12 protein-coding genes and 1 pseudogene are annotated in these 12,492 nt (G+C 69.7%); 11 read left to right on the forward strand and 2 right to left on the reverse strand.

The features are described 5' to 3' along the window. The first annotated feature begins 61 nt into the window (after positions 1–61). The 7 genes from AB0M56_RS17675 to AB0M56_RS17705 are packed head-to-tail and all read left to right on the forward strand — an operon-like array spanning position 62 to position 6,493. Positions 62–850, forward strand: a complete 789-nt coding sequence (locus AB0M56_RS17675; RefSeq protein ID WP_364177077.1) for a metalloregulator ArsR/SmtB family transcription factor — start codon at positions 62–64, stop codon at positions 848–850. Beyond that, entirely contained in the window at positions 847–2,295 is a 1,449-nt protein-coding gene (sufB, locus tag AB0M56_RS17680) for a Fe-S cluster assembly protein SufB (RefSeq protein WP_364047737.1), read from the forward strand. Before AB0M56_RS17675 ends, sufB begins: the two co-directional genes overlap by 4 nt. A gap of 2 nt (positions 2,296–2,297) precedes the next feature. Then, positions 2,298–3,470, forward strand: a complete 1,173-nt coding sequence (gene sufD, locus AB0M56_RS17685) for a Fe-S cluster assembly protein SufD (RefSeq protein WP_364176863.1) — start codon at positions 2,298–2,300, stop codon at positions 3,468–3,470. A gap of 32 nt (positions 3,471–3,502) precedes the next feature. Further along, the gene (sufC, locus tag AB0M56_RS17690) at positions 3,503–4,273 is read left to right on the forward strand and encodes a Fe-S cluster assembly ATPase SufC (RefSeq protein ID WP_364176865.1); all 771 of its coding nucleotides are present in this window, start codon (positions 3,503–3,505) and stop codon (positions 4,271–4,273) included. A 50-nt stretch (positions 4,274–4,323) separates the two neighbouring features. Beyond that, the gene (locus AB0M56_RS17695) at positions 4,324–5,640 is read left to right on the forward strand and encodes a cysteine desulfurase (protein WP_364176868.1); all 1,317 of its coding nucleotides are present in this window, start codon (positions 4,324–4,326) and stop codon (positions 5,638–5,640) included. Further along, positions 5,637–6,086 carry a Fe-S cluster assembly sulfur transfer protein SufU gene (gene sufU / locus AB0M56_RS17700; protein ID WP_364176871.1) on the forward strand — a complete coding sequence of 150 codons (450 nt, stop codon included), beginning with the start codon at positions 5,637–5,639 and terminating at the stop codon, positions 6,084–6,086. Before AB0M56_RS17695 ends, sufU begins: the two co-directional genes overlap by 4 nt. After that, positions 6,083–6,493 carry a metal-sulfur cluster assembly factor gene (locus tag AB0M56_RS17705; protein ID WP_220238731.1) on the forward strand — a complete coding sequence of 137 codons (411 nt, stop codon included), beginning with the start codon at positions 6,083–6,085 and terminating at the stop codon, positions 6,491–6,493. The genes sufU and AB0M56_RS17705 overlap by 4 nt, the downstream gene beginning before the upstream one ends. A 73-nt stretch (positions 6,494–6,566) precedes the next feature. On the opposite strand, the gene AB0M56_RS17710 is transcribed toward AB0M56_RS17705, so the two are convergent. Continuing rightward, the gene (locus tag AB0M56_RS17710) at positions 6,567–8,108 is read right to left on the reverse strand and encodes an SMI1/KNR4 family protein (protein WP_364176874.1); all 1,542 of its coding nucleotides are present in this window, start codon (positions 8,106–8,108) and stop codon (positions 6,567–6,569) included. 59 nt (positions 8,109–8,167) lie between these two features. On the opposite strand from AB0M56_RS17710, the gene AB0M56_RS17715 reads away from it, so the two are divergent. From AB0M56_RS17715 to lepB (AB0M56_RS17730), 4 genes are all read left to right on the forward strand, one after another. Then, positions 8,168–8,578, forward strand: coding sequence for a hypothetical protein (locus AB0M56_RS17715; RefSeq protein WP_364176877.1), 411 nt, complete (start codon positions 8,168–8,170; stop codon positions 8,576–8,578). Then, a complete protein-coding gene (locus AB0M56_RS17720) occupies positions 8,575–8,910 on the forward strand; it encodes a YnfA family protein (RefSeq protein WP_364176879.1) in 336 nt (111 codons plus the stop codon). The genes AB0M56_RS17715 and AB0M56_RS17720 overlap by 4 nt, the downstream gene beginning before the upstream one ends. A gap of 29 nt (positions 8,911–8,939) precedes the next feature. Then, the gene (lepB, locus tag AB0M56_RS17725; protein WP_364176882.1) at positions 8,940–9,728 is read left to right on the forward strand and encodes a signal peptidase I; all 789 of its coding nucleotides are present in this window, start codon (positions 8,940–8,942) and stop codon (positions 9,726–9,728) included. A 73-nt stretch (positions 9,729–9,801) separates the two neighbouring features. Beyond that, positions 9,802–10,590 carry a signal peptidase I gene (lepB, locus tag AB0M56_RS17730; protein ID WP_364176884.1) on the forward strand — a complete coding sequence of 263 codons (789 nt, stop codon included), beginning with the start codon at positions 9,802–9,804 and terminating at the stop codon, positions 10,588–10,590. Here lepB (AB0M56_RS17730) and AB0M56_RS17735 read toward each other — a convergent pair. After that, positions 10,514–12,323, reverse strand: a pseudogene (locus tag AB0M56_RS17735) (AarF/ABC1/UbiB kinase family protein). The gene lepB (AB0M56_RS17730) and the pseudogene AB0M56_RS17735 sit on opposite strands and share 77 nt — an antisense overlap. Between the last annotated feature and the right edge of the window lie 169 nt (positions 12,324–12,492).

Here is a 12,492-nt window from a genome sequence, read left to right on the forward strand (position 1 = left end):
TGAGGTAGAGGTCTGCGAGGAGTTCGGCGATCAGCCGCGCGCCGCGGATCTCGGCGTTCCTGTGCAGGTCAGCCAGGCTAATTCGCTCGAAGGACGCACGCGCCACGAGGTGGCACGCCTGCTTCTCGAGCAGGGCCCGATGACCGCCGTGGTGGTCGCGGAGCAGCTCGGCATCAGCCCCACGGCCGTCCGTAGGCACCTCGACGCACTGGTGGCCGACGGCGAGGCCGAGACCCGTGACGCGCCCCGGCGCGGTCCGCGCGGACGCGGGCGCCCGGCCAAGTTCTTCCTGCTCACCGAGTCGGGCCGCGCCCGGTTCGGGCACGCCTACGACGACCTCGCGGTGTCGGCCATCCGGTTCCTCGCCGAGCACGCAGGGGAAGGCGCCGTGCGCGCGTTCGCGGAGAGCCGCGTCGACGCGCTGGTGGGCCCGCACCGCTCCGCCATCACCGGTTCGAGTGATCCCGCGGAGCGCGCCGAGGCCCTGGCCACGGCCTTGACCAGGGAGGGCTACGCTGCGTCGACCCGCCAGGTCGGTGTCGGTGAACAGCTCTGCCAGCACCACTGCCCGGTCGCGCACGTCGCGGCTGAGTTCCCGCAGCTGTGCGAGGCCGAGACCGACGCGTTCGCCCGGCTGCTCGGCACCCACGTGCAGCGGCTGGCGACGATCGCACGCGGCGACAACGCGTGCACCACACACGTACCCGCCGTGACGACGGGTATCCCGGCCCTTCCCGAGCCGGACAGCACCAGGCCCTCCGGGACGACCGAGGCGGTTGCGGCGACGCAGCCGGCGCGGGCGGACCGGGGGCGTACAGCACGGATCCCGAATGGAGGGAAACCCGCATGACTGCCGCTGCCGAGCAGCGCACTCCCACCACCGCGCCACTGAGCCAGGAAGAGACCATCGAGTCCCTTGGCAAGTACGCGTTCGGCTGGGCCGACTCCGACGAGGCGGGCTCGACCGCCCGCCGCGGGCTGAACGAGGACGTCGTCACCGACATCTCCTCGAAGAAGTCCGAGCCGGAGTGGATGCGCGAAGCCCGCTTGAAGGCGCTCAAGCTCTTCGAGCTGAAGCCAATGCCGAACTGGGGAGCCGACCTCTCCGGGATCGACTTCGACAACATCAAGTACTTCGTGCGCTCCACGGAGAAGCAGGCGGCCAGCTGGGAAGAACTTCCCGAGGACATCAAGAACACCTACGACAAGCTGGGTATCCCCGAGGCGGAGAAGCAGCGCCTCGTCGCCGGTGTCGCCGCGCAGTACGAGTCCGAGGTCGTCTACCACCAGATCCGCGAGGACCTGGAGGCGCAGGGCGTGCTGTTCCTGGACACCGACACCGCGCTCAAGGAGCACCCGGAGATCTTCCAGGAGCACTTCGGCTCCGTGATCCCGGCCGGCGACAACAAGTTCTCCGCGCTGAACACGGCGGTGTGGTCCGGCGGCTCGTTCATCTACGTGCCCAAGGGCGTGAAGGTGGACATCCCGCTGCAGGCCTACTTCCGGATCAACACCGAGAACATGGGCCAGTTCGAGCGCACGCTCATCATCGTCGACGAAGACGCCTACGTGCACTACGTCGAGGGTTGCACCGCGCCGATCTACCAGTCCGACTCGCTGCACTCGGCGGTCGTGGAGATCATCGTGAAGAAGGGCGGCCGCTGCCGCTACACGACGATCCAGAACTGGTCGAACAACGTCTACAACCTGGTCACCAAGCGCGCCAAGTGTGAAGAGGGCGCGACCATGGAATGGATCGACGGCAACATCGGTTCCAAGGTCACCATGAAGTACCCGTCGGTCTTCCTCATGGGCGAGCACGCCAAGGGCGAGGTCCTCTCGGTCGCATTCGCGGGCGAGGGCCAGCACCAGGACGCGGGCGCCAAGATGGAGCACCTCGCGCCGCACACCTCCTCGACCATCGTGTCGAAGTCGGTGGCGCGCGGCGGCGGCCGTACCTCCTACCGCGGCCTGGTCCGCGTCGCGAAGCGGGCGCACCACTCGCGCTCCAGCGTGGTCTGCGACGCACTGCTGGTCGACACGATCTCGCGCTCGGACACCTACCCGTACGTGGACATCCGCAACGACGAGGTGTCCATGGGCCACGAGGCCACGGTGTCCAAGGTCAGCGAAGAGCAGCTGTTCTACCTGATGTCGCGCGGTCTCGACGAGGCCGAGGCGATGGCGATGATCGTGCGCGGGTTCGTGGAGCCCATCGCGCGTGAGCTGCCGATGGAGTACGCGCTCGAGCTGAACCGCCTGATCGAGCTCCAGATGGAAGGGTCCGTCGGCTAGTCATGTCGGTTACCGAGAACAACGTTGCCGAGTCGCTGCGGGAGGGCGCCGTCATTCCGGCGGCCTCCCGCGCCGAGCGGTTCACCTCCTACGACGTCGAGGCCTTCGAGGTCCCGGGCGGACGTGAGGAGAACTGGCGCTTCACCCCGATGAAGCGTCTGCGCGGCCTCCACGACGGCACGGTCGTCGCCTCCGGCGAGATCACGCTCGAAGCCGACGCCGCGCCCGAGTTGACGATCGAGACCGTCGGCCGAGACGACTCGCGGCTGGGCCAGGCCGGTGTGCCGAGCGACCGGATCGCCGCCCAGGCGTACTCCTCGTTCCAGAAGGCAACCGTCGTGACGGTGCCCAAGGAGACGAAGGCGTCGAAGCCGTCGGTGCTGCGCATCCACGGCCCGGGTGAGGGTTTGGTCGCTTACGGGCACCTGCAGGTCCGCGCCGAGGCGTTCGCCGAAGCCGTCGTCGTGCTCGACCACGTCGGCTCCGGCACTTACGCCGACAACGTCGAGTTCGTCATCGGCGACAGCGCCAAGGTCACCGTGGTCAGCGTCCAGGACTGGGCCGACGATGCGGTGCACGTCTCCGAGCAGCACCTCAAGCTGGGCCGCGACGCCGCGCTGCGGCACACCGTGATCACCCTGGGTGGTGACCTGGTCCGCGTCTCGCCGACGGCGACCTTCACCGACAAGGGTGGCGACGTCGACATGCTCGGCGTCTATTTCGCGGACGGCGGCCAGCACCAGGAGCACCGCCTCTTCGTCGACCACGCGGTGCCGAACTGCAAGTCGCGAGTGGGCTACAAGGGCGCGCTGCAGGGCGAGGGCGCGCACACGGTGTGGATCGGCGACGTGCTGATCCGGGCCGAGGCCGAGGCCACCGACACCTACGAGTTCAACCGCAACCTGGTGCTCACACCCGGGGCGCGCGCGGACTCCGTGCCGAACCTGGAGATCGAGACCGGCGAGATCGAAGGCGCCGGCCACGCGAGCGCGACGGGAAGGTTCGACGACGAGCAGTTGTTCTACCTCCAGTCGCGCGGAATCGCGGAGGAAGCGGCGCGGCGGCTGGTCGTGCGCGGGTTCTTCCACGAGATCCTGGTGAAGATCGACGTGCCCGAGGTGCGCGAGCGCCTCGAAGCCGCGATCGAGGCTGAGCTCGAAGCCGTTGGCGCCTGACCCCGTCCACCGCAGACTTTAGGAAACGAAGAATGGCTACCCTGGAAATCAAGGACCTGCACGCCTCGGTCAACACCGACGAAGGCGCCAAGGAGATCCTCAAGGGCGTGAACCTGACGATCAAGTCGGGCGAGACCCACGCGATCATGGGCCCCAACGGCTCCGGCAAGTCCACGCTGTCCTATGCGATCGCCGGTCACCCGAAGTACCAGGTGACCTCCGGCGAGGTGCTGCTGGACGGCGAGAACGTGCTCGAGATGACCGTGGACGAGCGCGCCCGCGCCGGCCTGTTCCTGGCCATGCAGTACCCCGTCGAGGTGCCCGGCGTCTCGATGTCCAACTTCCTCCGCACCGCGGCCACCGCGGTCCGTGGCGAGGCCCCCAAGCTGCGCCACTGGGTCAAGGAGGTCAAGGAGGAGATGGGCAAGCTCGAGATCTCGCAGGAGTTCGCCGAGCGCTCCGTGAACGAGGGCTTCTCCGGCGGCGAGAAGAAGCGCCACGAGATCCTGCAACTGGCGTTGCTCAAGCCGAAGATCGCCATCCTCGACGAGACCGACTCCGGGCTCGACGTCGACGCGCTGCGCGTGGTTTCCGAGGGTGTCAACCAGTACAAGGCTTCGAGCGAGGTCGGCGTCATACTGATCACGCACTACACCCGCATCCTCCGGCACATCACCCCGGACTTCGTGCACGTCTTCGCCGACGGGCGCATCGTCGAGTCCGGTGGCAAGGAGCTCGCCGACGAGCTGGAGGAGAACGGCTACGTGAAGTACGTGGGCAAGGCCGAGCCGGCCGCGCTCTGAGTTTTCGCCGCATCACGAAGTTCCCGACTACACCGAGAGGAGTTGGCTCGATGACCACCACGGCTTCGAACAGCCCGACCAACTCTGTTCCCCTTGACGTGGCGGCACTGCGTGCCGACTTCCCGATCCTGTCCCGCACCGTGCGCGACGGGAAACCCTTGGTGTACCTGGACTCCGGCGCGACCTCGCAGCGGCCGACGCAGGTCCTCGACGCCGAGCGCGCGTTCCTCGAGACCTCCAACGCCGCCGTGCACCGCGGTGCGCACCAGCTCGCCGAGGAGGCCACCGACGCCTACGAGTCCGCCCGCGCGCGGATCGCCGAGTTCGTCGGTGCCTCCCCGGAGGAGCTCGTGTTCACCAAGAACGCGACCGAGGGCATCAACCTCGTGGCGTACGCGATGAGCAACGCGAGCACGGCCGGCCCGGAGTCAGAGCGGTTCAAGGTCGGGCCCGGCGACGAGATCGTGATCACCGAGATGGAGCACCACGCGAACCTCGTGCCCTGGCAGCAGCTCTGCCAGCGCACCGGGGCCACGCTGAAGTGGTTCAAGGTGACGCCCGAAGGCCGGCTCGACCTGTCGGAGATCGACGAGCTGATCACGCCGCGCACCAAGCTGGTCGCCTTCGCGCACCAGTCCAACGTGCTCGGCACGATCAACCCGGTCGACGTGCTCGTGGCCAAGGCCAAGTCGGTCGGCGCGCTGACCGTGCTCGACGCGTGCCAGTCGGTGCCCCACGGGGTGTACGGCCAGGGGGCCGTGGACTTCGGGGCACTCGGCGTGGACTTCGCGGCGTTCTCCGGGCACAAGATGCTGGCACCGTCCGGCATCGGCGTGCTCTACGGGCGCAGCGAGCTGCTCGAAGCGATGCCGCCGTTCCTCACGGGCGGGTCGATGATCGAGCTGGTCCGCATGGAGGGCTCCACGTTCGCCCCGCCGCCGCAGCGGTTCGAGGCCGGCGTGCCGATGACGTCGCAGGCCATCGGCCTCGGCGCGGCCGTCGACTACCTCTCGGCGATCGGCATGGAGCGCATCGCGGCCCACGAGCACCTGCTCACCGAGCACGCGCTCGCCGGGATCAGCGCCATCGACGGCGTCCGCATCATCGGGCCGACCGACATGGCAGACCGCGGCGGCGCGGTGTCGTTCGTGATCGACGGCGTGCACCCGCACGACGCCGGCCAGGTGCTCGACAGCCTGGGCATCGCCGTGCGCGTGGGCCACCACTGCGCGTGGCCGCTGCACCGGGCGTGCTCGGCGCAGGCCACCGTGCGCGCCACGTTCTACCTCTACAACACACTGTCCGAAGTGGACGCTCTCGTCGACGGTATCCGCGAGGCGCAGAAGTTCTTCGGGGTCGCGAAGTGAACCTCGAGAGCATGTACCAGGAGATCATCCTGGACCACTACAAGAACCCGCACGGACGTGGCTTGAGCGATCCGTACGACGCCGAGTCGTTCCAGGTCAACCCGACCTGCGGCGACGAGGTGACGCTGCGCGTGAAGCTCGCGGACGGCAAGGTCGAGCAGGTGTCGTACGAGGGGCAGGGCTGCTCGATCAGCCAGGCCTCCACGTCGGTGCTGACCGACCTCGTCACCGGCCACACCGTGGAGGAGGCGTTCACCACCATGGACGCCTTCGTGGAACTGATGCAGGGCAAGGGCAAGGTCGAGCCCGACGAGGACGTGCTGGAGGACGGCATCGCGTTCGCCGGCGTCGCCAAGTACCCGGCGCGCGTGAAGTGCGCCCTCCTCGGTTGGATGGCGTTCAAGGACGCCGTGGCCCGCACCACCACAGGAGCTGAGAAGGCATGAGCGAAGAGACCGTGGCCCCGGAGGCCGACCCTCGCGAAGGGCGCACCGCCGCGGACCTGCCGGAGCAGACGGCGTCGTCGGTGCCCGCCGACGTCGCCAAGATCGAGGACATCGAAGAGGCGATGCGCGACGTCGTGGACCCCGAGCTCGGGATCAACGTCGTCGACCTCGGCCTGGTGTACGACATCCGCGTGGAGAAGGACAACTCGGCCACGCTGGACATGACGCTCACGTCGGCGGCGTGCCCGCTGACCGACGTGATCGAAGACCAGACCTCCGCGGCGCTGACCTCCGGCGGCCTCGTGAGCGACTTCCGGATCAATTGGGTCTGGATGCCGCCGTGGGGCCCGGAAAAAATCACCGACGACGGCCGCGAGCAGCTGCGTGCGCTCGGGTTCACCGTCTGAGCTTTTTTCGAAGGAACAGGCCATTCCGCTTCTGGCGGGGTGGCCTGTTCTGTTTCGCGGGCCGTATAACGTCCTACACAGCGCCGGTCAATTCGGTGTACCAGGGAGCTTCGCGCTCAGGCGAGAACCGGCTCCAGAGCCCAGCAGCCGCAGCCACCGGTGTCCGGCGCGGGACCTGGAGAGCTGCTAAGCGGGGGAATGGGGCGCCGGCCGCGAGCAGGTGACCGACCTGGGCGCGAGACAGGCTGAGCACACGCAGGTTCGGCAGCTCCGCGATCCGTTCCAGCTCCAGTACCTCGGCCTCGGCGACGGCGAGCCGAGTGAGGTTCGGCAAAGCGGCGAGCTCCTGCACCGCCACGGGCCGCGTGAGCCCGGCGAGCTCGAGACTCCACAGCGAATGGCCGGCGAATGCGCGGAGGTCGACTTCACCCGCGCGCACCCTCAGCGCCTCGATCGCCGGCAGGTGATCGAGGCCGCCGATGATCCGCGTGGCGCGATTGACCTCCAGCTCCCGCAGCGCGGGGAAGTCCTCGATCACGCCGAGGTTCACGGTGCCGGCGTCGTTGAGGCACAGGTGCTGCATCAGCTGCCGGTCGGCGATCTCGTGCACAGCCGACGCCGAGCCGGTCACCACCCCGCTGTGGCTGCGGAACTTGTTGTCCCGCAGCGCAACTTCGGTCCGCAGGAAAGCGCTGCCGCCGCCCTTCTTGTGCTTGCCGGCACGCAGCGCCTCGACGACCTCACGGATCATCGCCGTGACGGACGGCGCGACGTAGCGTAGCCCCTCGACATCCCGTCCGTACTCCAGAACCTGGCCGGCGCGTCCGCCCGGGGCGGGGTCGAGGTCGGCGCACAGGAAGTTCAACGCGCGGTCGCTGCCGAACGGGATCCACCAGTCGTTGCGAGACAGGCGTTTCACGAGCCCGAACGGCGGGGGCTCGAATACGACGCCGGTGTCGGACACGCTGTCTTCCCAGCCGTACGCGCCCGGCGGGCCGCCTGTGTGGTCGCCGACCACCTGGTCCAGCGGATTGGCCGAGTACGGCCCCAGCAGTCCGGTCTCCTCGGGATCCCCGTCGGCCACGAGGTAGAGCGCGCGCAGGTCTTCCGGCAGCCGGGCACCGATGCGCTCTTCGACAGCCGAGATCTCCGCCTCGGTCCGTCCGGCCGGCCAGGGCGGTGCCTGACCCTTGATTCGCGTGTAGTGCCCGGCGAACTCCTCGCACAGCGCCGTGAGCTCGGCGAGCACAGCTGGATTCGTGGGCGCGCCGGTGGGGGCCGCGGCTGCCGGCCTCGGCATACCGGGCAACGGGTGTCCTGGGTAGCGGAAGTCCTCGTCGAACAGAAGCCAGCCGTCGGCGACCGGCCAGAGCGCACCGCCGGCCTCGAACGTGTAACTGCCGTCAGCGCGCAGCCGCACTTCGTACGTGCCGGGCCGGGCGTCGTAGAGGGCGCGCATGCCAGCGGCGCCGCAATCGACCCGGTGGCGGGCCGGAGCCCAGGCGTCGAGGACCAGTGCGCCGCCGGATACGCGCACTCGCAGCACGGCTTCTTCGGCGCCGACGGCTTCGTGCAGCGCGGTCGCCAGTCTGTGGGCGACGTCGTCAAGATCCATGGCGGTGAAGCTAGCGCGAAGGTCCGACGAAAACCGGGCCCGGGTGCTATGACTGGGGCATGACCGAACCGGACAACGAGGAGAGACCCCGGCGTGGCCTGGCCGTCGCGGCGGTGGCGATCGCGGCTGTGGGCTTCATGTTGGTCGTGGCGACGTGGATCGCGTGGTTGCTGGTGCGGCCCAGGATGGAGGCGGGGCCGGTGTACCCGATCGTGGGGCAGGTGTTTCTACTCGTGCTGGGGGCGCTGTTCTTCGTCGGGCTGCTGGCCGGGGTGCTGGCGATCGTGCTGGGCCTGACCGGCGGTGGTCGCGAACACGGAGGCGACGTGGCTCGCGCGGGCGTGCTGCTGGGCGGGCTCACGTGCGTGGTCGCGCTCGGCGGGGCGGTCGCGTTCGCGGTCAATCCACTGTGGACATCGACGATGGTCACCTTCGACACGGGGACCCTCGGTAACCCCTTCGGCCGATGACGGTCCTCAAGTCGGTCGCGTTGTTCGTCGCGGCCGCGGTGCTGGAGATCGGCGGCGCGTGGCTCATCTGGCAGGGCGTGCGAGAGCACCGCGGCTGGGCGTGGATCGGCGGGGGCATCGTGGCGCTCGGGCTCTACGGATTCGTCGCCACGCTGCAGCCCGACGCCCACTTCGGCCGCATCCTCGCCGCGTACGGCGGGGTTTTCGTGGCCGGCTCGCTCGCCTGGGGCGTGGTGGCCGACGGCTACCGGCCCGACCGGTTCGACGTGATCGGCGCCCTGCTGTGCCTCGTGGGCGTCGCGGTGATCATGTACGCGCCGCGAACCGGGTAACGCTCGCGCAACGCCCACGATAGATCAACGTGACCGAACCCGACTTTCCGCCGCCGCCCGCTCCGGTGCAGGTCAAGCGGCGGTTCTCAGCGCTGCTGGCAATCTTCCTCGTGCTCGCCGTCGTCGGAGCCGTGGCCGCGGCGACCGGTGTCGTGAAGGTGCTCGGCTACAGCATGGTGACCGTGCCGGGTGGCTCGATGGCCGGCACGATCCCGCCGGGCACCACCGTCGTCTACAACTGGGGCGAGGGCCGAGAGATCCACCGCGGCGACCTGGTCGTGTTCCAGGCCGATGCATTGCCTGACATGGAACGCGGTCGGCTCCTCAAGCGCGTGATCGCGGTCGGTGGCGATCGGGTGGTCTGCTGCGACCCCGGCCACCGGATCGAGGTCAACGGCAAGTCGGTCACCGAGCCCTACCTCGACCCGAAGGTGTCACCCGCTGCGGCGGCGATGCCCTTCAGCGCGCAGGTGCCGCCGGGCACGATCTTCGTAGCCGGCGATACGCGCGACAACTCCAACGACTCGCGCATCTACGTCAGCGCACCCGGTGCGGGTGCCGTCCCCCTGTCCAAGGTGGACGGTGTGGTCGTCGCGAAGGGCAGCATCTTCGCCTCGGAGAGCTTCAAGCCCACCACGGCGTTCACCGACGCGGGCCTGCCGGGAGCGTCCACCGAGGACACCGACCTGAGCAAGGACCGCTACCTCGCGGCCGGTGGTGCCGTGGTGTTCCTGCTCGGGTTCATCGGCGCGATTGTGATCGCCGTGCGGTCCGCGGGAAGGCGACGAAAAGCAGCCGCAGTCCCACCAGCGCACTGATCACGAGCAGGTTGCCGCCGAAGACCTGGTCGGGCGGCGGGTAACGCCGGCCGGGCCGGTCCGATAGAGGTGCGTGACAGACTTCCCGGCGCCCCCGGCGGCGCCGCCTCGCACGCGCCGGTTTTCGCCGTTTCTGGCGCTTTTTGTGGTGTTCGTCGTGGCCGGCGCCGCGCTCGTGGTAACCGGGGTGTTGAACGTGCTCGGCGGCTACAGCACATCGCGCATCGGCGGCCGCTCCATGGAAGCCACGATCGCGGCCGGCGACCCCGTGGTTCTGCATTGGGCCGGGAGCCACGAGATCCACCGGGGCGACCTGGTTTCGTTCCAGGCCGACGCGTTCCCCGACATGCCGCCCGGCTACTACTACATCAAGCGCGTGATCGCGGTCGGGGGCGACCGGGTGGTCTGCTGCGGGCCCGACAACCGGCTGCAGGTGAACGGCAAGACCGTCACCGAGCCCTACCTCGATCCGGCGGTGTCACTTTCGGCCGGCGCCTACGAGTTCGCGACGCAGGTGCCACCGGGTTCGGTTTTCGTCGCGAACGACAGGCGCGACATCACCGACGATTCCCGCGAGTACGTCTACGACCCCGGCGCCGGCTCCGTCCCGCTGTCCAAGGTGGACGGTGTGGTCGTCGCAAAGGGGACGATCTTTTCCTCCGTGACCCTCAAGCCCACCACGGCCTTCACCGACGCCGGCCTGCCCGGAGCGGCCACCGCGGACACCGGTCTCACCACCGACCGGTACCTGGCGGCCGGAGGTGCCGCGCTGTTCCTGCTCGGGTTCATCGGTTTGATCGTGACCGTCGCGCGCTCCGGCGGAAGACGACGAAGAGCAGCCGAAGGCCCACCAATGCGCTGACGACCAGCAGGTTGTAGCCGAAGACCTGGTTGAGCGTCAGGTCCGGCAGCAGCCGCGGGCCGCTCGCGCTGCCGAGCAGCAGCACGGCCATCAGACCGGTCGCGATGCCGATGAACGCCAGCAGCACTTCGTGCACGAGGCCGGTCACGAGATCGCGGTCGCGTTCGTCGGAGAACAGTCGCACGTTGACCGAAAGCCGGCCCCCCTCCAGGGCCGCGCCGATCCGATCGACGCGGCGGGGAAGCCGGCGCAGCACCGGCAGCAGGGCCAGTACCTCGTCGCGCATGGTCTCGGGCCGCAGGCGGGCGCCGATCTGCTCGCCGGCGAACGCGCGTGATTCGCTGACCACGTCGAAGCCGGGTGCGAGCGTGGCCAGGGTGCCTTCGGCCGTCGCGAGCGCGCGGAAGACGGCGGCGATGGGCGGCGGCACGGCGAGGCGGAAGTCGGCGACCACGCGGAACAGGTCGGTGAACAGGTCGAACCCTGGCGCCCGGCCCGGGCCGAAGTGGCGCACGAGCAACGCGCCGAGCGCGCGTTCCAGGCGTTGCTCGTCGATCTCGTCGGGGCGGTCGACGATCTCCAGCAGCCCGTCGCGCAGCCCCGCCGGGTCGCCGCGGTCGAGGGCGAGCAGCAGGTTCTGCAGGCCGGCGCGCAGGCCCGCGTCGAGGCGGCCGACGGAGCCGAAGTCGAGCAGGCCGAGGGTGCCGTCGTCGAGCAGGAGGACGTTGCCGGGGTGCGGGTCGGCGTGGAAGACGCCGCCGATGAGCACCTGGTCGAGCAGGCAGCGCAGGAAAGCCCGCGCGAGCTCCTCACGGTCGCCCGGCGCCGCGGTGGAGAGGGGTTTGCCGTCGAGGCGGCCCATCACGAGTACGCGCTCGGTGGACAGTGCTTTGTGGACGGTCGGGAGTGTCCACCCCGGCCACGGCCCGGGCCGCCACGGCTTCGACGTTGGCCGCCTCCACGCGGAAATCCAGCTCCTCGGCCAGCGCGTCGGCGAAGCCGTCGGCCAGGTCGGTCACGCCGAGCGCCCGGGCCCAGCCGGCCCGTTCGTCGAGGAGCGCGGCGAGGCGGCGGACGATGTCGACGTCGCGTTCGGCCTGCGCGCGGATGCCCGGCCGCTGGACCTTGACCACGACCTCGGCGCCGGAGCGCAGCCGCGCGCCGTAGACCTGTGCGATCGACGCCGCCGCGAGCGGTTCCGAGTCGAACTCGGCGAACACGTCCTCCGGATCGGCGCCGAGTTCCTCGCGCAGCAGGGCGAACACGGCTTCGGCGGGTGCGGGCGCCACGCGGTCCTGGAGCCGGCCGAGCTCGTCGACGAAGGCGGGGAGGCCGGGTTCGCGGCGTCCCGCGAGGTACCCGCCGAGGCCGTGGCCGATCGCGATGCACACGATCCGCGAGTAGTGCCGGGCCCGCGCCACGCGGGCGCGCACCGAACGCAGCTGCCCGAACAGCCCGAGCCCGGCCCCCGACGGCGCGGCGAGCTCCGCGACGAACAGGAACAGCAGCGTCGCGGCCAGCGCGCACCCGGCCAGCGGGATGAGCAGCCCGGCCGCCGCGCCGGCGCTGGTGAGCACCGCGAGGGGGAAGGTCCGGACAACTAGGCCGCCGACGACGCAGCCGAACACCGCCGCGCACAGCGCCCGGACGTACCCGACGCGCACGCCGAGCACCCGCCGCGACGCGGCGACGAGCGGCCACAGCACGAGGACGTAGGCGAAGAGGCCGACCAGCAGGTTTCCATGGTTGCCGAGCACACCAGGGTTCGCGGCCGGGCGGTTCCAGCCGTGGCGGGACCGCGCTCACTCCCGCGGGGGACCGTGCTGACGGACAGTGCCGGGTCACCTACTTTCGGACGTGGCCACGGGGATTGGTTAACTCCTAACGTCGTGGGTCGAACCG

Origin of the sequence: Amycolatopsis sp. NPDC051372 (assembly GCF_040682095.1) — a bacterium.
GTDB lineage: Bacteria > Actinomycetota > Actinomycetes > Mycobacteriales > Pseudonocardiaceae > Amycolatopsis.